Source organism: Cupriavidus basilensis (assembly GCF_029335485.1).
GTDB classification, from domain to species: domain Bacteria; phylum Pseudomonadota; class Gammaproteobacteria; order Burkholderiales; family Burkholderiaceae; genus Cupriavidus; species Cupriavidus basilensis_E.
This window is the reverse complement of record NZ_JARJLM010000465.1, coordinates 1-21,047: the sequence shown is the minus strand read 5'-3', so window position 1 is coordinate 21,047 and position 21,047 is coordinate 1. Positions and strand designations below refer to the sequence as shown.

Annotated in this window: 19 protein-coding genes and 1 pseudogene; 8 read left to right on the top strand and 12 right to left on the bottom strand. The window is 65.0% G+C overall.

Annotation, left to right across the window (positions count from 1 at the left end; translation table 11 throughout):
- Nucleotides 1-2: 2 nt before the first annotated feature.
- From P3W85_RS28750 to P3W85_RS28720, 7 genes are all read left to right on the top strand, one after another.
- Nucleotides 3-983 carry a branched-chain amino acid ABC transporter permease gene (locus tag P3W85_RS28750; protein WP_276267249.1) on the top strand — a complete coding sequence of 327 codons (981 nt, stop codon included), beginning with the start codon at nt 3-5 and terminating at the stop codon, nt 981-983.
- Complete coding sequence (locus tag P3W85_RS28745; RefSeq protein WP_276267248.1) at nt 973-1,746, top strand: ABC transporter ATP-binding protein; 774 nt, start codon at nt 973-975, stop codon at nt 1,744-1,746. Before P3W85_RS28750 ends, P3W85_RS28745 begins: the two co-directional genes overlap by 11 nt.
- The gene (locus P3W85_RS28740; protein WP_276267247.1) at nt 1,740-2,438 is read left to right on the top strand and encodes an ABC transporter ATP-binding protein; all 699 of its coding nucleotides are present in this window, start codon (nt 1,740-1,742) and stop codon (nt 2,436-2,438) included. The genes P3W85_RS28745 and P3W85_RS28740 overlap by 7 nt, the downstream gene beginning before the upstream one ends.
- A gap of 4 nt (nt 2,439-2,442) precedes the next feature.
- Nucleotides 2,443-3,333, top strand: a complete 891-nt coding sequence (locus P3W85_RS28735; protein WP_276267246.1) for an alpha/beta hydrolase — start codon at nt 2,443-2,445, stop codon at nt 3,331-3,333.
- A 32-nt stretch (nt 3,334-3,365) separates the two neighbouring features.
- Nucleotides 3,366-4,388, top strand: coding sequence for a carbon-nitrogen hydrolase family protein (locus tag P3W85_RS28730; protein ID WP_276267245.1), 1,023 nt, complete (start codon nt 3,366-3,368; stop codon nt 4,386-4,388).
- Nucleotides 4,389-4,393: 5 nt separating this feature from the next.
- Complete coding sequence (locus P3W85_RS28725; RefSeq protein ID WP_276267261.1) at nt 4,394-5,146, top strand: maleate cis-trans isomerase family protein; 753 nt, start codon at nt 4,394-4,396, stop codon at nt 5,144-5,146.
- A gap of 276 nt (nt 5,147-5,422) precedes the next feature.
- A complete protein-coding gene (locus P3W85_RS28720) occupies nt 5,423-6,193 on the top strand; it encodes a GntR family transcriptional regulator (protein ID WP_276267244.1) in 771 nt (256 codons plus the stop codon).
- A gap of 203 nt (nt 6,194-6,396) precedes the next feature.
- Here the strand turns inward: P3W85_RS28720 and phaP are convergent, their stop codons facing one another.
- Nucleotides 6,397-6,960 carry a TIGR01841 family phasin gene (phaP, locus tag P3W85_RS28715; protein WP_430869635.1) on the bottom strand — a complete coding sequence of 188 codons (564 nt, stop codon included), beginning with the start codon at nt 6,958-6,960 and terminating at the stop codon, nt 6,397-6,399.
- 206 nt (nt 6,961-7,166) lie between these two features.
- On the bottom strand, nt 7,167-7,364 hold the full coding sequence (locus P3W85_RS28710; protein ID WP_017230076.1) for a hypothetical protein: 198 nt from the start codon (nt 7,362-7,364) through the stop codon (nt 7,167-7,169).
- 422 nt (nt 7,365-7,786) lie between these two features.
- Between P3W85_RS28710 and P3W85_RS28705 the strand changes: the two genes are divergently transcribed.
- Nucleotides 7,787-8,086, top strand: coding sequence for a hypothetical protein (locus P3W85_RS28705; protein ID WP_276267243.1), 300 nt, complete (start codon nt 7,787-7,789; stop codon nt 8,084-8,086).
- 19 nt (nt 8,087-8,105) lie between these two features.
- Here the strand turns inward: P3W85_RS28705 and P3W85_RS28700 are convergent, their stop codons facing one another.
- The 10 genes and pseudogenes from P3W85_RS28700 to P3W85_RS28655 all read right to left on the bottom strand — a co-directional run.
- Entirely contained in the window at nt 8,106-8,636 is a 531-nt protein-coding gene (locus tag P3W85_RS28700) for a TlpA disulfide reductase family protein (RefSeq protein WP_017230079.1), read from the bottom strand.
- Nucleotides 8,637-8,736: 100 nt separating this feature from the next.
- Nucleotides 8,737-9,759, bottom strand: a complete 1,023-nt coding sequence (locus P3W85_RS28695) for a transporter (protein ID WP_430869637.1) — start codon at nt 9,757-9,759, stop codon at nt 8,737-8,739.
- A 126-nt stretch (nt 9,760-9,885) separates the two neighbouring features.
- On the bottom strand, nt 9,886-10,245 hold the full coding sequence (locus P3W85_RS28690) for a DUF2946 domain-containing protein (RefSeq protein ID WP_276267241.1): 360 nt from the start codon (nt 10,243-10,245) through the stop codon (nt 9,886-9,888).
- Nucleotides 10,246-10,540: 295 nt separating this feature from the next.
- The gene (locus P3W85_RS28685) at nt 10,541-11,464 is read right to left on the bottom strand and encodes a 3-keto-5-aminohexanoate cleavage protein (RefSeq protein ID WP_276267240.1); all 924 of its coding nucleotides are present in this window, start codon (nt 11,462-11,464) and stop codon (nt 10,541-10,543) included.
- Nucleotides 11,465-11,629: 165 nt separating this feature from the next.
- Nucleotides 11,630-15,082, bottom strand: coding sequence for an indolepyruvate ferredoxin oxidoreductase family protein (locus P3W85_RS28680; protein ID WP_276267239.1), 3,453 nt, complete (start codon nt 15,080-15,082; stop codon nt 11,630-11,632).
- A 159-nt stretch (nt 15,083-15,241) separates the two neighbouring features.
- Nucleotides 15,242-16,567 (bottom strand): OmpP1/FadL family transporter, encoded by a 1,326-nt coding sequence (locus tag P3W85_RS28675; protein WP_276267238.1) that lies wholly within the window; start codon nt 16,565-16,567, stop codon nt 15,242-15,244.
- Nucleotides 16,568-16,652: 85 nt separating this feature from the next.
- Nucleotides 16,653-17,621, bottom strand: a complete 969-nt coding sequence (locus P3W85_RS28670; protein ID WP_017230086.1) for a fumarylacetoacetate hydrolase family protein — start codon at nt 17,619-17,621, stop codon at nt 16,653-16,655.
- 12 nt (nt 17,622-17,633) lie between these two features.
- Entirely contained in the window at nt 17,634-18,236 is a 603-nt protein-coding gene (locus P3W85_RS28665) for a VOC family protein (protein WP_017230087.1), read from the bottom strand.
- Nucleotides 18,233-20,161, bottom strand: coding sequence for an FAD-dependent monooxygenase (locus P3W85_RS28660; protein WP_276267237.1), 1,929 nt, complete (start codon nt 20,159-20,161; stop codon nt 18,233-18,235). The genes P3W85_RS28665 and P3W85_RS28660 overlap by 4 nt, the downstream gene beginning before the upstream one ends.
- A gap of 39 nt (nt 20,162-20,200) precedes the next feature.
- Nucleotides 20,201-21,047 (bottom strand): annotated as a pseudogene (locus P3W85_RS28655) (hypothetical protein); the annotation flags it as partial.

The window sequence follows — 21,047 nt, the reverse complement described above, 5'->3', positions numbered from 1 at the left end:
ACATGACCGTTCATTCCACGCACCGCACTTGGGCGGCGCTAATCGGCCTGGCTGTGCTGGCCCTGGTGCCCATGGGTGCCGAGGCCACCAACACGCCCTATGCGATCAACCTCGCCACGCGCTTCCTGATCTACGGCCTGGCGGCCGTGTCTCTGGACTTGATCCTCGGCTACGGCGCACTCGTGAGCTTCGGCCATGCAATGTTCTTCGGCCTCGGCGGCTACGTCGTGGCGATCGTCGCCCACCACGCGCTGGAGGCCAGCCCGCTGTACGGCTGGTCCGGCACCATGCAGGCGCTCATTGCGTGGCCACTCGCATTGATCTGCTGCGGCCTGCTGGGCGCCATCGTCGGCTACCTCGCGCTGCGCACGCGCGGCGTGCAATTCATCATGATAACGCTGGCCTTCGCGCAACTCGTGTACTTCGTCCTCATGTCCTTGCAGGTCTATGGTGGCGATGATGGCCTTCTGATGCCGCAACGTAACGAGATACCCGGCCTGGACATCGAGAAGCCCGTGACCTTCTACTACGTGTGCCTCGTGGTGCTGGCACTGTGGACCTGGCTGTGCGCGCGCATCGTCAACTCTCGCTTCGGCATGGTGCTGCAGGCCCTGCGCCAAAGCGAGCGCCGCACCGTGAACCTGGGTGCCGCACCGACACCCATCCGCTTGACCGCGTTCGTGCTGTCGGCCATTGGAACGGGCCTGGCCGGTGTGCTGTGGGCCAATTACGCCGGCCTGGTAACCCCCGACATGGCATCCTGGTCCAAGTCCGGTGAGCTGATGGCTATGGTTATTCTGGGTGGTGCCGGCACGCTGCTGGGGCCCATTGGCGGCGCGGCCGTTTTCCTCGGCCTGGAGCAGACCCTGACGGCCTGGACCGAGCACTGGATGCTCATCATGGGCCCGATTCTGGTGCTGGTCGTGCTGGCCGGCCGCAATGGTTTGTTCGGCCGCTGGCTCGGAGGTGTGCATGGCAAATGAACCCGATGGCTCGCGCCCGCTGCTACAGGTGCGCGACCTCCACAAGCACTTCGGTGCGGTGAAAGCCACCGATGGCGTGAACATCGAACTGCGCCAGGGTGAGCTCCATGCACTGATCGGTCCCAACGGCGCTGGCAAGTCCACGCTGATCACGCAACTGTGCGGCGAGCTGCGGCCCGACTCCGGCACGATCATGCTGGCAGGCGAGGAAGTGACCGCCCTGACGGCCACGGCCCGTGCCCGCAAAGGGCTGTCGCGCTCCTTCCAGATTACGGAGCTGTGCGCCGACTACACGGCGCTCGAGAACGTGATGCTGTCGCTGCTGCTGGTCACCGGCCGTGCCTTCGGCTGGTGGTCGGATCCGCGCAAGGACGCGGACCTGAACACAAAGGCGAAGCAGTGGCTGGACGAGGTGGGCCTGGGCGCGCGTATCGATGTGCGCGTGGCTAACATGGCCCACGGCGAGAAGCGCCAGCTCGAACTGGCCGTGGCCCTGGCGCGCGCGCCGCGCCTGCTGCTGCTGGACGAGCCGATGGCCGGCATGGGCGCCGAGGAATCGGCGCGCATGACCACGCTGCTGCAGGGGCTGAAGCGCCGCTACACGATCCTGCTGGTCGAGCACGACATGGATGCCGTGTTCGCGCTGGCCGATCGCATAACCGTGCTGGTCTACGGCAAGACCGTCTTCACCGGCACCGCGGACGAGGTCCGCAACCATCCGGATGTGCGTGCAGCCTATCTGGGCGAGGAGGAAACATGCTGACCGTTGACAGTCTAGCGAGTGGCTACGGCGGCAGCCAGGTTCTGTTCGACATAGGCTTCGAGGTGCGGGCCGGTCAGGCCGTCTCGCTCATCGGCCGCAATGGCATGGGCAAGACCACCACGGTACGCACGCTGATGGGCATGCTGCCTAAACAGGGCGGCCGCGTGGTGCTGGAAGGCAAGGACCTTGAATGCCTGTCACCGCACGCGGTGGCGCGACTGGGCGTGGGCCTGGTGCCCGAGGGACGGCGCGTGTTCGGTTCGCTGTCGGTGGAGGAAAACCTGCTGGCGACGGCGCGCAAGGAAGACGGCCGTGACGGCTGGACCTTCGAACGCGTGTTGACGCTGTTCCCGCGCTTGCGCGAACGGCGCAGGCAGTCGTCGAAGACCCTGTCGGGCGGCGAGCAGCAGATGCTGGCCATCGGCCGCGCGCTGATGACCAACCCCAAGCTGCTGATCCTCGACGAGGCCACCGAAGGGCTGGCACCGCTGATCCGCAAGGAGATCTGGGACTGCCTACGGGAACTCAAGCGCGAGGGGCTGACGATCGTGGTGATCGACAAGAACCTCAAGGAAATGGCCTCCCTGCTGGACCGCCACTACATCGTCGAGAAGGGCCGCGTCGTGTGGTCGGGCTCGCCCGATGATCTGAGCGCCAGTGGCGACCTGGCCCATCGCTATCTGGGAGTCTGAAGAGATGTCATTCGCAACGGATGCCATGCCGCTGTACCGAGGCATGGACGCGGCCACGCTGGACCGCGAGTACAACGCGCGTGCCAGCGTGCCGTCCTATGCAGTCGAGGCCGCGGCCTATGTGCGCGAGAGTGCCCGCGTGCAGCAGGAACTGCCGGGCTTCGAGACCGTGGTCTATGACGAGCGCAGCGGCGAGAAGCTGGACCTCTACGACGTCGCACCAGGCCGTCCCGTGTTCCTGTGGGTGCACGGCGGTTACTGGCGCGGCGGCTCACGCCACGACAACGCCTTCGCCGCCGGCGGCCTGACGCAGCACGGCGTCAGCGTGGCGGTCATGGACTACACACTGGCGCCCGCCGTGGGCATCGCCGAGATCGTGCGCCAGGTGCGCGCGGCCGTGGTCTGGCTCGCGCGCCATGGCGCCGAGCGCGGCCTGGACGTGAGCCGCATCCACGTCGGCGGCTCCTCGGCCGGCGGCCATCTCACGGGCATGCTGGTGGCCGAGGGTTGGACGCGCGAGGCCGGCCTGCCTGACGGCATCATCGGCGCCGCTCTGGCGCTCAGCGGCCTGCACGACTTGGAGCCGCTGCAGCATATGCACGTCAACGAATGGATGCGCTTCTCGCCCGAGGACATCGCGCAGTGCTCGCCCGAGCGCTGGATCCCGCGGGGAAGCCGAACGCAGCTGATCGCCTCGGCCGGCGGCCTGGAGACCTCGGAGTTCCAGCGCCAGACCGTGGACTTCGCGCAGCGCTGGAAGGACGCCGGCAATGCGGTGGCGCTGATCGACATGCCGCGCCACAACCACTTCGACATCGCGCGCAGCCTCTGCGAGCCCGACGGCGCGCTCGTCGGCGCGGTGTTGCGTGCCATCAAGGCCAGCCGCGGCGCCTGAGCCCGGCGCATTCCGTTTCGCAGGAGATACCCATGCTGGATCTACCCCGTTTCAAGGCCGCGGCCGTGCAGGCCGCGCCCGTCTTCCTGGACACCGACGCCACCGTAGACAAGGTCGTCCGCCTGATCGGCGAGGCGGCCGGCAACGGTGCGCAACTCGTCGCCTTCCCCGAAGTCTTCGTCGCCGGCTACCCGTACTGGAGCTGGATCGGCAACCCCGTCGAGGGCAGCCCCTGGTTCGAAAAACTGGCATGCTCGGCCATCGAGGTGCCCGGCCCCGAGATCCAGAAGATCGCCGACGCGGCCGGCCGCCACAAGACCCACGTGGTCATAGGCGTGAACGAGCGCAGTCCCCACGGCATCGGCACAATCTACAACACGCTGGTGACGATCAACGACCAGGGCAGGATCATCGGCCGCCACCGCAAGCTTGTGCCCACCTGGGCCGAGAAGCTGACCTGGGCGCCCGGCGATGCCTCGGCGCTGCGCGTGCACAAGACCTCGATCGGCCCGCTGGGTTCGCTGGCCTGCGGCGAGAACACCAACACGCTGGCGCGCTTTGCGCTGCTGGCGCAGGGCGAGCTGGTGCATGTGGCGAGCTACATCTCGCTGCCCGTGGCGCCGCCCGACTACGACATGGCCGAGGCCATCAAGGTGCGGGCCGCAGCCCACTGCTTCGAAGGCAAGCTATTCACGATCGTGTCCTGCTCGACCGTGTCGGAAGAGATCATCACGGTCCTCGAAAAGGATTTTCCACAGGCGCGCCGCCTGCTGGAGCGCAAGAACAGCGCCCTCTCGGGCGTGCTCGGCCCGGACGGTCGCGTGATTGGCGAGCCGCTAATCGACGCCGAAGGCATTGTCTATGCCGACATCGACCTCTCGCGCTGCATCCAGCCGCGCCAGATGCACGACATCACGGGCCACTACAACCGTTTCGATGTCTTTGACCTGCACGTCAATCGCCGGCCACTGCAGGCTGCGCGCTTCGACGATTCCGCGGTTGCCGACGACCTGAACTTCGACGCCGCAGTCCTCAACCCGGAGCAACAAGCTTGACCGCCATGCCCACCTCCTTCCGTATCGGCCAGATCGTCCCCTCGTCCAATACCACCATGGAGACGGAGATCCCGGCCGTGCTGCGCGCCCGCGAGCAACACGCGCCCGAGCGCTTCACCTTCCACAGCAGCCGCATGCGCATGAAGCATGTGACCAAGGAAGAACTCAGCAAGATGGACGCCGACAGCGACCGCTGCGCGCTGGAGCTGTCCGACGCGCGCGTCGACGTGCTCGGATATGCCTGCCTGGTGGCCATCATGAGCATGGGCCTTGGCTACCACCGCCAGTCCGAGACCCGCCTGCACCAGCGCACCGTGGACAATGGCGGCCCGGCCCCCGTGGTCACGAGCGCCGGCGCGCTGGTCGACGGCCTGCATGCCATCGGCGCCAAGAAAGTCGCGATCCTCACGCCCTACATGAAACCTCTGACGCGGCTGGTGGTCGACTACCTCGAGCACGAGGGCATCGAGGTGCTCGATGCGATCTCGCTGGAGATTCCCGACAATCTCGAGGTGGGCCGCCAGGACCCGCGCGCGCCGATCGAGATCACGAAGCGCCTGAACACCGCCAACGCCGACGCTATCGTTGCCTCGGCCTGCGTGCAGATGCCCTCCCTGCCTTCAGTGCAGGCGATCGAGGACCGTAACGGGCTGCCGGTACTTTCGTCCTCGGTGGCAACCACCTACATGATGCTCAAGCGTCTGAGTCTGAGCACTGCGGTACCAGGCTTCGGAGCCCTGCTGTCGGGCAAATTCTGACGTTGGAAAGCGCATGAAATAGCGGCGGGTAAAGTGGCGTTACCCCCCGTTATTCAGCTTCCGAGGCCACCCAACCTTTCGCGGAAAGGAGCGTAATATCCTAAGGGTGAGTCGGAATTATGCCATCCATTTTTTGAGCGCGTTGATTAATCTCTCACGCTCTCCATAGAAAACAGCGATTTTCTCCACCCATTTACATAGTGGCTGCTATAATTTATGCATGGACTTGCAACCTTTCAAGTCCTTTGATCCTATATAGAAGATACGTCAAAAGCGATGAAGCCACGCATTAAGGTTTTAAGAGATTTTTCAACTTCGCCTGAAAGCACGGAGACGAAGTTTGAGGAGATTACTCTCGCGGAGAAAGCGCATCGTATGCTACGGGCTGACATTATCTCTGGCGCCATTCCGGCAGGGCAGGCTCTAAGACTAGAATATCTAAAGGATCGTTATCAGATCAGTTTTTCTCCGTTGCGAGAGGCTCTGAATCGACTCCATAGCGAGAAATTAGTCGTTTCGACTCCTTCGCGAGGATTTCGCGTCGCCCCCTTCTCCGAAGAGGAGATGTGGGACATCATCGAAGCTCGGATCCTGATCGACTGCGAAGCGCTGAGGCGATCACTTGCCAGGGCTGACGATGAATGGGAGTCGAAATTGACAACCTCCTACCAAGCGCTTACAGAAGAAACCCAACGTGAGCAAGGTTGTGGTAACGAACCTGAAAAAATCGAAGATACCAGACTAGAAAAACGTCATCATGACTTTCATCGCTGCCTGATATCTGGGTGTGGATCGCAGTGGTTACTTGATATTTCCGACCTTCTATATGCGCAATCCGAGAGGTATAGGCAGCCAAGCTTGCGTGACAGGAGCTATTGGAATATAGAACGAAACGTGTCTCAAGAACATAAGCAGTTGCTGGATGCCGCAATAGCCCGCGATTCGATCGCGGCTGCTGGACTACTCGCACGCCACTATAGAGAAACTGGTCGAACCATACGTCGCGTTCTTGAGCAGACGAAGACTGTCAAGTCCAAATCGGATTAGTTCACTCAAATCCTCTTACGTCTGCCCTGACCATTTTTGGAAGAGCAGAAAAAATATATGAAAACGCTGGATGCAGCGGCAAAGCGGAACGCAATAGAGCCAGCGAGGCCGATCGGCGTGAACGTCACCGTCATGAACCAGAGTCCTCCGCGCCAACAGTTGCCTGCGTGACTCCCAACACCGGCCTGCCACGTTTGCCGTCGCTATGCCCTTGCACGCGAAGCGTGCCTGACGGTTTGCTTGGCCACGGACGCTGTGCTGCTCGTCGAGTTGAAGTTCTGTTCGGCGAGCTCGACGGCTTGCTTTGCGGTCTGGTACATCGTTTCACACAACTTGTTGGTGGCAGTGATCACCGAGCCTAGCGCGCCCACCGCGTCTCCCGAACCCGCCGGTGCGTTGTGCGCCAACTGATCGACAAGCTCCTGCAGGCGGCGGTTGTGGGCTTCGAATTCAGCCTCAGTGGCCTTGGAGAATGCCGCTTGGGTGTCCATCGCGATCTCGCACAGCTGGCGGTAGTATGACAGCGCCGTCTCTCCGAATGGTTGCTGCAGCCCGGCCTGCAATGCGAACATGTCCTGCGGATCCTTGACGGTTAGCGCCTTTTTTGTGTTTTCCTGCGCTTGCTCCAGTGTCGACCGCATTGTCTGCAGATTCAGGTTGACCGTTTTCTCGACGCCTTCGAACGCCTTGATGGCCAGGCAGAATAGAACCGAGAGATTGGCTGTTTGCGCGGCGGCGATTTGCTCAGGCTGGAATGAATTCATCATGAGGCTCCGGAGTTCGACCCCGAGACGTGTCAGGGCAGCTAACGCGCTGGCTTGCGCGTTCTGGTTACGTTATCGACTGCCTGAGGAACACTTGGGGAACGCCGCATCGCGATTCCACTCGGCGCCTGGGCACGCATCAACAGCGCGGACGCCCTACCCAGCCAGTCGGATGTTGTCAATCGAGGCGCCTGCGGTCTTCACCGCCCTCACCAGATTCGTGCGATGGCGTTCAGGAGGGCCCCGCCTCTGGCGGTGACGCAGGGGCGATGGCGGCCCGATTCGAGCTGTTCCAGGCTGACCAGTTCCTGTTCGAGGAGTGCGTCGATATCGGCACGCTCCAGTTCCGTTTGATCCGGGGCGTTCTTGATCAGTATGAGAGCGGCAACTTCGTGAGGACTCAGCATCCTTGTCTCCTGGACTTATATGTTTGGACTGCTGGAGAGCTGCGAGTACATCGGTCGCGCCGGAGGCAGGCTCCGGCGACGGACACTGCGACCTCGTGGCGAGGTCTTTGCTGACCGGACGCGCCTACCGCATGCGCCGGGAAAATTCATTCAATACCGCAGCAGCCATTTGATCAAGGTGCGATATGAAATTTTTATGGCAAATTCAAGCGATGCGGGTCTCAAGACCAGCGTCCGCCCGCAGCTCGGCCTCGGAATCGCATCAGGCCGTCGACGCCTTGCCGACGGATACCGCGATGCACCAAATGCTTGTTGCGCTGGCCTGGTGGATGTAATAACGTTTGACGGAATGCAGAAGTCCAGCGAGAACGGTACGGAATTGGCGGACGGATCGACATGTAGCACAATCGTCACTCCCCAACATGATCACCCAGATTGCCCCCTGCCCGCTCTGCCAAACGCCCGCCGCGCGCGCGACGCTGCCGCACGGCGGCGGCTACCTGTACTTCTGTCCGGACTGCGGCGGGCGCTTCGAGCTTGGCATGATTGCCCAGGTCCGTGCGGATCGTGGCGAAATGCATCCCGATGTTGTCACCAGCGTGCGACGACTCATCGCCGACGGCAAGCGGCCACGCGTGGAATTCGATGTGGCCGCGGCCAACAATCCATTCAGCGTCTCTCCGCTTCCCAGCAGTGAAGATTCCACCGCCGGTTGCCCGTAGCGGACCCGCATGCCTATCGCTATCGTCTCAAGAGCGGAGTCACGATGTGCTCCAGGCGTTCGGCTGTCCAGGCTGGTGCCTGGTCGTCCCAGCCGTTGTCAGCCAGGAGCCCGGCTCTATCTATCGTGAAGTTCACCGGGATACGCCAGATCCGGCCGTAATCTCCCGCGTAGGCGCTGCCTAGCAGGCCGACAGGAAAACCCAGGTCCGCAGCCATCTTGCGCACTGCCGGCAGGGCATCCGGGCCGTCCAGGCTGAAGCCCAGGACCCGCAGCCCGTCGCTCGCATGACGCGCCGCATAGGCCGACAACAACGGCAGCTCCGTGTGGCACGGACCGCACCAGGTGGCCCAGAAGGTCAGTATGACCACATGGCCGCGCAGATCCTCGGTGGAGATGCTGTGCCCGTCCAGCGTATGCAGAACCAGCGGAGGCGCTGGGCGGCCCACCGCCAGGCTGTTCGCTTGTGCCTCGGGCAGCCAGCCGGCCAAGCCGGCGCCCAGCCCCAACGCACCGGCAACGCGCAACCAGCCGCGCCGTGCCGCCGACACGCTGTCGGTCTGCGTGGCACCGAGGTCGTGTGGTTTCCGGCGACCGCTTCCTCGCGGCAACGGCGATGGCGCCGACGCGGGCAAAGCCTGCAAAGACAGTTTAGAAGGCATAGCTGACCCCGATATTCCCTGTCCAGCGCGGGAACAGCTGGTATCCATCCAGCTTGCTGTAGAGGGCTTTCTGCACAAAGCCGTACACATGCAGATTCTGCGCCACGGCGACCGTGATCCCAGGGCTTAGATACATCACGGTACCGCGTGTGTTGGCCCTGTCGGCCAGCGCTCCCTGGTCCGCGCCCTTGTGGACAAAGTTGACCTGCAACTGCGGCACGATCTTCGGATTCGCCTCGTAGCGCAGGCCGACGCTCGCGGTCGTATAGTTGCCAGGCCGAAAATCCGCGTTGGCCTGATTCAGCTTCTCCATCACGGCCGACTGGAATTGGCCGTTGATGAAGGCGTCGAAATCCTGGCTTACCGGCTGGTAATAGTAGGCCCCGATGATGAGATCGGTGCTGCCGGTGCCGGGTTGCAGACTGGTATCGAGCGCCTGGCCGCCGGCAGCGTTCGGGCCGGTCGAAAAGAACACCGGATGCCCGACAGTGGCGCCAGTCACCACGTTTTGACCGCCATAAGCGCCGGTGGGCAACTTCACACCGAGTTGCACGCCGAGATTATGGGTCGGAAGGAAACCCTGGTAGCTACCGATCAGCTTGATATCACCCAGACCGCTGCTGGTGGCGCCGCTCAGATTGTCCGGCGTGAGCTGGTCCGTAGTGGCATTGCCATAGGTCGTATGGCTGCGGTCGACGATCGGTACGATCGTGCTGAAATTCCAACTGCTATTGGGGCTGTAGCTGAGTCCCAGGTTGTAGTAGCGATTGATCGTCTGATTCTCCACTTCCTGGTTGCCGCCGGCATCGTTGATCGCCGCTACCTGCGCCGGCGAAATCCGGCGGGTGCCACTGCGTAGCTGATTCTGGCTGATGAAATTGTAATCCAGGCTGATCCGCCAGCCGGGCATGGCTGAATAGCCCATGGCAGCATCCGTACTGAGCGAGCAGCCGCAGGTCGCGCACGCGTAGGCGGTGACCGGCATGGCCATGCTCGCTGCGCAGGCCAGCATGGCGCGAGCCAACGCCTTCGATTCGATTCGCATGTTTTCCTCCCAAGTTTTCCTGAGTATGTGGAGCGGGCGGCCACGGGCGTGCTCAAAGGACGCGTAGGCACGTGCCACCGGCAAATACTGCGATCAGGAAACGGACGGAGGGCCGCGCGGTCGCCCCGAGGGGAAACCGACTAGCGGCGTGAAGGAGGTAGAGAGCGTGGGGACAGCCGTAGTGGCCGTCACGAGCGCGATAGCGATCGGAGCCGGTGGAATCACCGGCATGACGACGTGGTGTTCGAGCAGGTTGCAATACCCGCACGCGCCGAGCTTGTCGGCCGGGGTGTGATGTTCGTGTTCGAGCGCCGGCTGCGAGGCTGAGCACAGCATGCCTGCCGGCTCATTGGCTTGCGCCGCAACCGCGAGATGACTGACCATCGGCGCAAACACGATCATCCACATGGCGATCAGGCCAAGCCATGCGGTGAGGCGGTTGCGGAAGGTCATGGTGATAAGCGGTTGAACGCACGGAAGTCTAGCATCGGCCATCAGGTGTGAAAAGCGCCCTTCCGTGCGGCGCAACACACTTCATGCACCAAAGTGCGCAGTTCCCGTCATGCCGGCCTGAGACTACAACCCTGGAGCGCAGGCGAGATACGCGGCCGTCAACGGGCCAATGTGCACGACGCCTGAAAGTGACCCCTTCGCTCCTTCGGAGAGCGAATTGTTTCAACGCCCTCTTCGGCATCGCCACTACTGCGCGACAGGACGCCGGCGCGATGATGCAGACAGCAGATCGCCGTCAGAAGCCGACGTTGCTGCGTCCCTTCAGTTTCAGCAAGGTGCGCGCCTCGTCAGGCGTGGCGATGTCGAGCGACAGGGCTTCGATGATGCTGCGCACGCGCTGCACCTGCGCGGCGTTGCATTCGGCCAGTCTGCCAGCCCCATCCCATAGCGAATCCTCCAGGCCAACGCGCACGTTTCCACCTATCGAGGCTGAAATCGCCGCCGCGGGCATCTGATGCCGCCCTGCTCCCAGCACCGACCAGACATAGTCCCGGCCAAAGAGCCGGTCCGCGGTGCGGCGCATATGCAGGATGTCCTCGACGTGCGCGCCGATACCGCCCCGCAGGCCAAACACCGACTGGATGAGCAGCGGCGGCTTCAGGAGCGCGCGATCGAGAAAGTGGGCCGCGGTGTACAGGTGCCCGATGTCATAGCACTCGATCTCGAACCGCGTCTGGTTCTCGCTGCAGGATTGCAGAATGTAGGCGATATCCTTGAACGTATTCTTGAAGATCCCGTCCTCGCTGCGCTCGAGGTAGGGGCGCTCCCAATCGTGTTTGAATTCTTTGCAGCGGCCGAGAAGCTCATACAGCCCGAAGTTCATCGAGCCCATGTTGAGGGAGGCGACTTCCGGCTGCAGTTGCAGCGCCGGCTGCAAGCGCTCATCGACACTCATCGACGGCGCGCCACCGGTGGTCAGGTTGATCACCACATCCGATGCTTCCTTGATGACAGGCACGAACCGGCGAAACAGCGCGAGATCCTGCGACGGCCGCCCGTCCACGGGGTTTCGCGCGTGCAGGTGCACGATGGCGGCGCCGGCCTGCGCGGCGCCGATCGCGCTGAGCGCGATCTCGTCTGGGGTAAGGGGAAGATACGGCGACATGGAAGGGGTATGGATCGACCCTGTAATGGCGCAGGTGATGATGACCTTGTTCATCGTGTACTCCTTGGGGAGGGATAGGTGCGCGGCGGCGTTGATCAATGCGGGTGCGCGCCGCCGGGCGTCACATGGCTATCGGATGGCGGCAACGGCGTGCAGGACGTTGTGCCGGGCAAGATTGGCGTACGGCGCGGCGTTGCCTTTCGGCCACGCCGCCGCCAGTCAGTCCGGACCTGATACCGCCTCCCGGGCCTTGGCTCGCCGGGCAAAGCCGGCTTGCGCCTGGCGCTCGCGGACATGCCCGTACCCGCGCACGCTGGCAGGCCAGCCGAGCAGTTCGCGCAAGCGTTGCGCTGGCCATTGCGCCGCCGCGCCGCCGAGGGCGTCCAGGTCATCCTCATAGGCGTCGCGTACACGGCGGTTCAACACGGCTTCGCTACCCCGGGCAAAGGGATCGAGCCAGCTGCCGCGCAGGAAGCGCACGCTCGCCAGCAGGCGGAACACAGGCAATATCCAGCCGCCGACGGCGGTCTTGCTGATCTTTCCGCTGACCGTGTCCAGCTTGCCGAAGGGCCCGCCCGCCAGGTGGAAATTGAGCTTGAAGTCACCTTCGAACCCATTGCGCAGCGACTGGAGGAACGCCGGCCGCGTGTACAGGCGCGCCACTTCGAATTCGTCCTTGACCGCCAGCACCCTGAAGTACTGTGTCGCTACCTGCCGGACCAGGGCGTCGGCGTCGCTCCGTCCCGCCAGCGCGCGCTGGACCGCTTCCACCCGTTGCCGGTAGCGGCTGGCCAGGGCACGGTTCTGGTACCCCGCAAGGCGCCCGGCCCGGTCCTCGATCAGGCCGGCCAGCGACCCGCCCGCCGGCACCGGCAGGTGGACAACCTGCGCAGGCGCCAGCAGACGCCGCACCGCCACGCTGTCATGCGCAAGCCATCGGCCCAGCGAGAACGCGCTCAGGTTCGTGTCCGTCGCCACCCCGTTGAGCTGGATCGCCTTCTCCATCGCAGCCCGATGCACCGGAATCGAGCCCTTCTGCCACGCGTAACCGAGCAGCAGCATGTTGGACAGGATCGCGTCGCCCAGCAGTTGCTGCGCCAGCGCGGCAACGTCGATGAACTCGGCACGCGCCCCCAGCGCTTCGGTCAGGCGATGCTTGAGATCCGCTTCATCGGCAGACCAGTCCGGCTGCCTTGTAAAGTCGCTGGTGGGAACGATCTCGGTACCGACGAAGGCGCGGGCCGATCCCGGACGCAGCCGCGACAGGGAGTCCGCCCCCGCGGCCACGATCAGGTCGCATCCCAGCAAGACATCGGCCTCTGCGGCACCGATGCGCGCGGCGTGCAGCAACGCCGCGCTCGGGGCGATCCGGACATGCGAGCCGACCGCGCCGTACTTCTGCGACAGCCCGGTGATATCCAGCGAACTGCCGGCCTTGCCGTCGAGGTGCGCCGCCATCGTCAGGATGGCGCCGATGGTCACGACGCCGGTACCGCCGATGCCCGCCACCAGGAGCGCCATCGGTTCGAAGTCGCCGGGAATGGCGGGATCCGGCAGTGCGGGAATCTTCAGGCCTGCTTGCGCGCCGCTCTGAGGCTGGCGCGGCCTGGCCCCATGCAGCGTCACAAAGCTCGGGCAAAAGCCGCGCACGCACGACAGGTCCTTGTTGCACGACGACTGGTTGATCTTGCGCTTGCGGCCCAGCGCCGTCTCCAGCGGCTCGATGGCCAGGCAGCCGGACTGATCGCCGCAATCGCCGCACCCCTCGCAGACCTCCGGGTCGATGTAGGTGCGGACCTGCGGGTCCGGCAGCTTGCCGCGCTTGCGCAGCCGCCGTCTCTCGGTAGCGCAGGCCTGGTCGTAGACCAGCACCGACAGCCCCGGATACTCGCGCAGTTCGCGCTGGACGGCCTCCAGCATGGCCCGGTCGTACACCGGCACGCCCAGCGCGGCCCGGCGCCGCCCGTCGTAAGCCGCGACATCGTCGGTGACCACCACGATCTTCCTGGCGCCTTCCGCGCGCAGCTGGGCCACCGCTTTGTCGACACTCAGCTCGCCGTCCACGGGCTGCCCGCCCGTCATGGATACAAAGCCGTTGAACAGCAGCTTGTAGGTCATCCGCAGATTGGCCGCGAGCGCCTGGCGGATCGCCAGATAGCCGGAATGAAAGTAAGTGCCGTCACCCATATTGGCGAAGACATGGGCCTCGCTGGTGAACGGCGCCTGCCCCATCCACATCATGCCCTCGCCGCCCATATGCGAGACGGTATGGGTCTTGCCGGGGTCGTTCAGCATCGCGATGGTATGGCAGCCGATGCCCGCCAGGGCCCTGCTGCCATCCAGCACCCTGGTCGACGTATTGTGCGGACAACCGGCGCAGAAGCTCGGGCGGCGCAATGGCGCCGCGGCCCCCTCCGCGCACGCCACCGGCACGTTCGCCGGCGGCACGTCCAGGCCCAGCAGGCCTTGGATGGCTTCGGCAATCTGCAGCACGCTCAGCTCATTGCAGATCGGCAGCACCGGGGCGCCCCGCGATGCCGACCATTCCGGCGCGCCCTCGAATTTTCCGCGCACCACGGGTGGCCGTTGCAGGCGCGCGTCGAAGAGAATGGACTTCAATTGCGATTCAAGCAGCGGCCGCTTTTCCTCGATCACCAGGATGGTGTCGAGGCCATGCGCGAAGGCGCGCACGATCTCGTCTTCGAGCGGCCACACCATGCCGATCTTCAACACCCGCAATGCCGCGCCGTGCGGGCTGACGGCGTCGATGCCAAGGCGTTGCAGCGCCTGCATCGTGTCGGCGTATGACTTGCCGGCGGTCACGATGCCCACCCTGGCCGCCGGGCCGGGCCACACCAGGCGGTTAAGCCCGGCCGCCCTGGCGAACTGCACCACCGCCGGCAGCTTGCGCACGTACAGGCGCTCCTCCGCCGCCGGCGCCATCTCGAAGGCTTTGATATGCAAGGACGCGTCGGCAGGCGGCAATCCGCTGACCGGCACCAGTTGCCCCACCTCGACGTCTCCGGCGGATTCCACGACGTCGGTCACCAGCTTCAGGCCCACCCAGCATCCGCTGTAGCGCGACATCTCGATCCCGCGCAAGCCAAAGTCGATGATGTCCTGGACGTTCGCCGGGTATAGCACCGGTATGCCGGCGGCGATGAGCGAGAAATCCGACTGGTGCGCGGTAGTCGACGACTTCGCGCTATGGTCATCCCCCGCCAGGACCAGCACGCCGCCGGCTGCGCTGGTGCCGGCGAGATTGCCGTGCTTCAGCGGATCGCCGCTGCGATCGACGCCTGGCCCCTTGCCGTACCAGATGCCGAACACGCCGTCCACCTTGGCGCCCGGAAAGCTGCCGACATACTGCGTACCCCACACGGCGGTGGCGGCCAGGTCCTCGTTGACGCCAGGCTGGAAGCGCACATTGGCCGCCTGCAGCAGCGGCTCGATGCGCCACAGCTCCATGTCCAGCCGGCCCAGCGGCGAGCCGCGGTAGCCGGAGATAAAGCCCCCGGTGTTCTTGCCGAGCTGCGTGTCGATGCGGCGCTGGTCCAGCGCGATGCGCAGGATTGCCTGGTTTCCGGTAAGAAAGACCCTGCCTGCCGCCTGCTCGAAGCGATCCTCCAGCCGAGGCGACTGCAGTGCCGACGGATCCGTACGCGCGTTCATGCCTTACCGCCAATGGGGTTGCAGGCCGTCGATGGCGCAGCCGGACGGCCGTGGCCGCCCCGCGCCGTGATTCCCGGGACGCCGCCGGACCGCGGATGAAAACTAGCCTTCATCGAGACAAACTCCATGATGAATGAACAAAAAGGGAATCGGCAGCACTCAGAAGCGGAGCGAGTACTGCACGCCGATGCTCTGCTGCCGCGTCGCCAGGGTCTCCTGGCCCGCCACGGTGGGACTGCCGGCAAGCTGCGTCGCGACCGCCGAAGCCAGCACGGAACTGCTCGCTGTCGTGTGCGCGGGAGACAGGGAATAGAAGATGGACCACTGGGTATTCGACCCGGTCGCATAGCCGAGCCCCAAGGTATAGTGCCGGCGGAACGTCGCGGGCGACGTGACGTTGCTCGCGGTGTCCCCGTCCGCGAAGGCAGCACTATTGAATGAGACACCGCCCGAGACATACAGGGCCGGTGTCACCTGGTAGCGCACCCCGACCTTGAACACGTTCATGTCCTTCCACCCGTTCCCCGGGCCGCCGCTGCTGCCGCGCAAGGCGGTGCCGTCAAAGGGGCGGTTGCCAAGCCCGGTGGTTCCCGAATAGTTGATACGCTGGTAGTCGAAGAGCAAGGACAGGTTCTGCATCGGCGACCACTGCATGCCCACCAGCATGTTCTCCGGGATATCCAGGCGGCCATGGTCCGCCAGCAGCCCCTCATACTCCTTGAGCCGTCCCATCCTGATCCGGGGCGACCATGCCGCGCCGAAGCTGAGCGTGTCGCTGGCCCGCCAATAGGAGCCGAGGCGCAGCCCGACGCCGAACGAGGACGCCGTTCCCTGGTTGCCCAGGTGGTTCGGCGCCGCCGACTGCGGGGCCAGCCCCTGCAAGCCCTCCGCGCTGAACAACTGGCCTGCGATCAGAAGGGAGAAGCCGACGGAGAACGAGTTGGAAACACGTGCGGATACCGTCGGCGCGATCGTCAGCTGCTGGATCGTGGTGGTGGCCCTGCCGTCGCCGCAGAGTACGTTGCCACGATAGGTGGTGCCGGCGGGCGCCGGCGCTGGCGCCAGGCAGGTCGTGGTGTCACCCCTGAAGTAGGTACCGGCGCCATTGCTGTAGCCGACGATGCTGAGCGACAGATCGGGATTGATCATCCGGCTGTACGCGACATCGGTCAGCGGCACCCAGCGGTTCGCGCTGCTCGTGTGCGTATCCAGCGCGCCGGACAATGGCGCCGGCAGGCCCGCCGCACGGCTCATGCTGGTTACGCCGTTGGTGGCGATCAGGTTGCCGTCGAGGCGATTGCCGGCCCATACCGTGGTGGCGGGGTTGCTAGCGCCGCCGAACGCATCGCGCGTCGACGCGGCGGCGGCACCCGCCATGCCGCGCGCTTCGGCACCGTAGCCGATCTGGAAGTAGCCGTTGTCGGCAAGCGCGAGCGCGGGGCACAGCGCTGCCGCGGACGTGACAATCCACTGTTTCTTGTTCACTGCTGTCTCCATTGTCGTTGTTATTGCCGCGGCAGGTCTCTGCCTCCCTTGCGGCGGGGGCTTGAAGTGGAACGCGGCCAGCGAACTAATGGCCGGTGATCAAGTTCGGCAGGACGCCGAGTCCGGATATCTCGACCTCGACGCGATCGCCGTCGTCGAGGAAGCGCCATTGCTCGATGCCGGCGCAGTTCGGCACGCATCCGGTGGCAAGCAGTTCGCCACCGTGCAGGGTTTCGTTCTGCGAGGCATAGCTGACGATGCGGTCGATGCGATGCGTCATCCATGCGGTGCTGCCTTTGCCGCGCACCTCGCCATTGACCCGCACGGTCACCTCCAGCCGGTGCGGATCGTCAATCTCGTCCGCGGTGACGACCCAGGCGCCAAGGCTGTTGCTGCTATCGAAATCCTTGCCCTTGGCCGGGCCGGCGCTGGGCCGGACGCGCATTTCCTTCATCAGTTGCGCGCGTTCGGAGAAATCGTTGAAGATCACATAGCCAAAGACGTGCGACATCGCATCCGCGCGGCCGATGTTCTTGCCAGGCTTGCCGACGATCACGCCAAGCTCGGCCTCGTAGTCCAGCATGGCGCCCGGATCGGGGCGCCGCACGACGCTGTCGTGACCGGACAGGTTGAGCCGCACGCCCTTGTAGTACACGGGCGTGTCGTAGAAGCCCTTTGGCACTTTCCCCATGCCCAGGGCACGCATCAGGAAACCTGCGACCGGGCTCACGCCATGCCTCAGGACCTGCTGGAATGCGTTCTTGAGATGCTGGTCGTAGGCACTGAAGCAGCGGATCTGAGGGGGCCGGTAAGGGATCTCGAGCCGGATCTGGCGCAATGGGTGAACCTGGGCCGCCCGGCCGGGTTGCCCGTATCCCCTCGCCAGTTCCCTGATGGCGGGCAGTGTTTCGTCCTGGTGCTCGATCAGCGCCAGCAGGGTGGCGAATCGCGCATCCCCCGCGAACGACGCCGTCACATCCAGCACGCGCTCGCCCGCTAGCGCAAGCCCGACATGGCTCGCCACGGCGGCGTTGGAAAACGTGCACAGTCTCACGGTTGTTTCCTCTCAGGGCAGGGTCAGGAACCGGCGGCTGGTCACCGCCCCGGGGCGCATCAATTGCGCGTCGGGCTCACCCGCCTTGTGCCGCTCGAGCAGGTGCTCCGGATCGAACTCGATGCCGATCGAGTTCTCAGCGAAGGCCCCGGAGGCGAACCACGCCTCCAGCTCTTCAGCCGTCGCGAAGTTGTCCACCTGCAGCTCCGCCTGGATGCCGTCGGGATCGCGGTAGTACATCGAGGTGGTGGGTCCGTGGTTGATGCACCATTCCGGGCTGAGCCCATGACGCTTCAGGCGTTCATAGGTATGAAGCAGGTCGCCGAGCGAGCCGAAGGTGAATGCCACATGGTCCAGGCCCACGCTCTCCCGCCGCTTCGGGCTGAAGTTGGCGGTATTGATCAAAGCCAGGCGGTGATGCTCGTCGTCGTAGGACAGGAAACAAAGCAGCGCATTGCGGAACATCACGCGCGCACCCAGTACCACGGACCACCAGTGGATCGTTTCATCGAAGCGCCGCGTCGCCAGCACGATGTGCGCGAGCTTCACGGGCGGGCGGGCGTCCGGGTCCGGACACGGGATGGGAAAGGGGTCCATGCTCATGCTGTTGCTCATTGCATCTCCTTGCTGGGGTGTGCCGTTATTGCGGCGTGGAGCTTGGTGGACTGGGAAACCAGGCGTGCCATCACCGCCTGCAATGCCCGGGAAGGATCGGCGCAGTGGCGGCGGCTGCGCCAGACGACGATCCCGTCGCCCCGCACCAGCACCGCGCCGGATGCATCGATCTCCAGCGCCGCGGCCAGTGCCGAGGGATCGATGCGAAACTGCGACGCAACGCCGTCACCGATGGACGGACACGCCACCTCGATGCCCCAATCGCCGCGCACGCCGGACAGCGCCGCCTGCCAGCGCACGCGTTCTTTCTCGTTGACCAGCAGCGTCATCGGCGCGCGCCGTGCCAGATCGCGCGTGGAGACCGACTCGCCATCGATGTCGGCCTCGCTCCAAAGGTGGGGAACCAGCGCGCCGGGACTCGTGGTCGGCAGGTACTCGGTTGCCCGGTTGGGAGATGCAGGATGCGGATGCGGCTCGCGAGCCATGAAGCCAGCCGGGTGCGCGTAGCCAAGGTCCATGCCGAGGGTGACGAAGACTTCGCGCTGCTTGTCGATCGCCCTTCTTACCCTGGTCCGCGCCTGCGCGCCCGCTGGCCCGTTGGCCGTCAGGCCGCCCAGCGGCTTCAGTCCGCCACGCAACAGGGAGCCGAACAGCTTGCGTGCAAAGGCCTTGGGCAACCTGGCCGCCCAGGCCGAGCGGGAGAGCGCAGACAAGGTCTTGAAACCGTCGGGATCCACGCCGGCAGACCGCAACACCTCGTCAGACAAGGCGCTGAGCTGCTGGGTGAGGTGCGCATGGGCATCGGCGCTCTCGGCGCGCTCGACGGCATAGCTGGACAGCAGCCCTTGCGCAAGGTCGCGGTGCACGAAGCCGCCCAGCAGTATCTGCAGCCGCCACGCAAGGCTCGCCGCGTCCTCGATGCCATGGTTCAGCCCGAAGCCGCCAATCGCCGAAAAACCCGCCGCGGCGTCGCCGAGCAGCAAGACCCGGCCAACCCGGCTGGTTGCGGCGCGCCGCAGTTCCATCGTCCAGGGCCGGATCGAGCAGATCTCGACGTCAATGCTGTCGTCGCCAATGGCGGCCCGCACCAGCGACAGCGCCCGCGCGGCCGTCATCGCGCCCGCGGGCTCGATGTCAGGCAGCACCGCGGTGGACAGGACCCACTCTTCATCGTCGGCGGTATGTGCGGTGAGCGTACCCACCACGCCGGGATTGAGAATCCAGTACAAGGGGCTCGGCCGCGCGTTGTTCAGTTTCCACAGTTGCGCGCGGAAATGGATCTGTGCGACCGCCTGCATGGGCTTGGTGGTCGATTGCACGCCGAGCAGCCGCCGGACCGTGCTCTGCGCGCCGTCCGCGCCGGCGACAAAACGCGCGGTGCGCCGGGTAGTGCTGCCGCTATGCGCTTCGCGCAGCGTCAGGGTACAGCCGTCAGCCTCCTGCGATAGCGCCTCTAGCGCATACCCGGGCATGAACTCGATCAGTTCGCTGGCAATCACGCGCTGCCGCAGGATCGGGTCGGTTACGTTCTGGGACAGGTGCAAGGGGCGGCAGGGCCCGCTGCCCAGCAGGCGGGCCGTATGCCCGGGATCGCTGCCGATCGGCACGCAGCGCCCAAGCTCCACCCCGGCCAGGGACGTGCACCAGGTAATGTAGCGAAGCTTGAGTGGCGGCGAGCTGATTTCGCGCAGCGTCTCGGCTAGTTCGGTATCGATGGAGCGAATCACTTCCATCGCCCGTGCCGACCAGACGTGGCCGCGCGGATGCGCATCCGCATCGGACTGCCGATCCACCAGCACGCTGCGGATGCCGCGGCTGGCCAGAAGGAGCGCCAGCACGGAGCCGGCGGTGCCGGCGCCGACGATCGCAACGGGGATGGCCTGGCCACCCTGGCGGAGCGGCGCGGCTTCGGGATCATGTATCACAGGGGAACCTTCGCGAGAGTTTTTTGGGGTTTCCGGCCGTTACGACGCGCACATGCCGGTCCGCGCGCCGGATGGCGGCGATTCGCCTGACGGCACAGGTAAAGGACCAGGGACAGGGATTTGAAGCACGGTGCACAGCGGACCCAACACGTCCCCGAGCTGCATGCCGGCCGCCGACGCATGGCGCCAGGCAATGTGCCCGTCCGGGCGAACCAGCACCGCGATGTCGGGGCGGCCGCCGTTCCATGCATGCAGGCGCGGCAGGTCGTCGCGGTGGACGACGGCATCGAGGTCGACCCCATGCACCGGCACGCCAAGCCGCTGGCTTGCCTGCGCCGCGAGTTCCACGCACCGCTGGCCGTGGCAGCCCAGGCCGGCGAGCAGGAAATGCCCGGGGTCAAGCAGATCGTGCGACGTTGCGGCAGCGGTGCCCGAGGCGCGGGCGCCTTGTACCCGGAAGTGCGGCCAGCGTGCGCCGGGTGTGAGCGACAACGCCACCTCCAGCACCGGATTGGCGGCGACCGGAGCCACGGCGCCGTTATCGCAGATAGCCGCGCTCCGGTATACATAGCCCAGATCCAGCCCGAGCGTACTGAAATGCTCCATCTGGGCTTCGGCGGCCTGTTGCATCTTCTGCTTGATGCTGGCGAACCGGGGCGTGGCTGCCTGCTGCACCTTACGGGTGCGCGACTCGATGGGCGCCACCAGCACAGACTTGACCGCAGAACGCAGCGCGGATGGCAGCATGCGGGCCGGGGCGCTTGCGCGCAGGCGTGCCATCGTCGGCAATTGGTCTTCGTCGAGACCCAGCGCCGCGGTGACCTGCCGCATCTTCCGGTGGTTCGACACGCTGACGCGGCAGTTCGTCTCGGCAACGGGCTTGCGC

What these genes read in the sequence shown, in the direction of transcription:
- P3W85_RS28750 (WP_276267249.1), top strand. Translation starts at nt 3, where the DNA reads ATGACCGTTCATTCCACGCACCGCACTTGGGCGGCGCTAATCGGCCTG.
- P3W85_RS28745 (WP_276267248.1), top strand. Translation starts at nt 973, where the DNA reads ATGGCAAATGAACCCGATGGCTCGCGCCCGCTGCTACAGGTGCGCGAC.
- P3W85_RS28740 (WP_276267247.1), top strand. Translation starts at nt 1,740, where the DNA reads ATGCTGACCGTTGACAGTCTAGCGAGTGGCTACGGCGGCAGCCAGGTT.
- P3W85_RS28735 (WP_276267246.1), top strand. Translation starts at nt 2,443, where the DNA reads ATGTCATTCGCAACGGATGCCATGCCGCTGTACCGAGGCATGGACGCG.
- P3W85_RS28730 (WP_276267245.1), top strand. Translation starts at nt 3,366, where the DNA reads ATGCTGGATCTACCCCGTTTCAAGGCCGCGGCCGTGCAGGCCGCGCCC.
- P3W85_RS28725 (WP_276267261.1), top strand. Translation starts at nt 4,394, where the DNA reads ATGCCCACCTCCTTCCGTATCGGCCAGATCGTCCCCTCGTCCAATACC.
- P3W85_RS28720 (WP_276267244.1), top strand. Translation starts at nt 5,423, where the DNA reads ATGAAGCCACGCATTAAGGTTTTAAGAGATTTTTCAACTTCGCCTGAA.
- phaP (WP_430869635.1), bottom strand. Translation starts at nt 6,960, where the DNA reads ATGATGAATTCATTCCAGCCTGAGCAAATCGCCGCCGCGCAAACAGCC.
- P3W85_RS28710 (WP_017230076.1), bottom strand. Translation starts at nt 7,364, where the DNA reads ATGCTGAGTCCTCACGAAGTTGCCGCTCTCATACTGATCAAGAACGCC.
- P3W85_RS28705 (WP_276267243.1), top strand. Translation starts at nt 7,787, where the DNA reads ATGATCACCCAGATTGCCCCCTGCCCGCTCTGCCAAACGCCCGCCGCG.
- P3W85_RS28695 (WP_430869637.1), bottom strand. Translation starts at nt 9,759, where the DNA reads ATGCTGGCCTGCGCAGCGAGCATGGCCATGCCGGTCACCGCCTACGCG.
- P3W85_RS28690 (WP_276267241.1), bottom strand. Translation starts at nt 10,245, where the DNA reads ATGACCTTCCGCAACCGCCTCACCGCATGGCTTGGCCTGATCGCCATG.
- P3W85_RS28685 (WP_276267240.1), bottom strand. Translation starts at nt 11,464, where the DNA reads ATGAACAAGGTCATCATCACCTGCGCCATTACAGGGTCGATCCATACC.
- P3W85_RS28680 (WP_276267239.1), bottom strand. Translation starts at nt 15,082, where the DNA reads ATGAACGCGCGTACGGATCCGTCGGCACTGCAGTCGCCTCGGCTGGAG.
- P3W85_RS28665 (WP_017230087.1), bottom strand. Translation starts at nt 18,236, where the DNA reads ATGAGCAACAGCATGAGCATGGACCCCTTTCCCATCCCGTGTCCGGAC.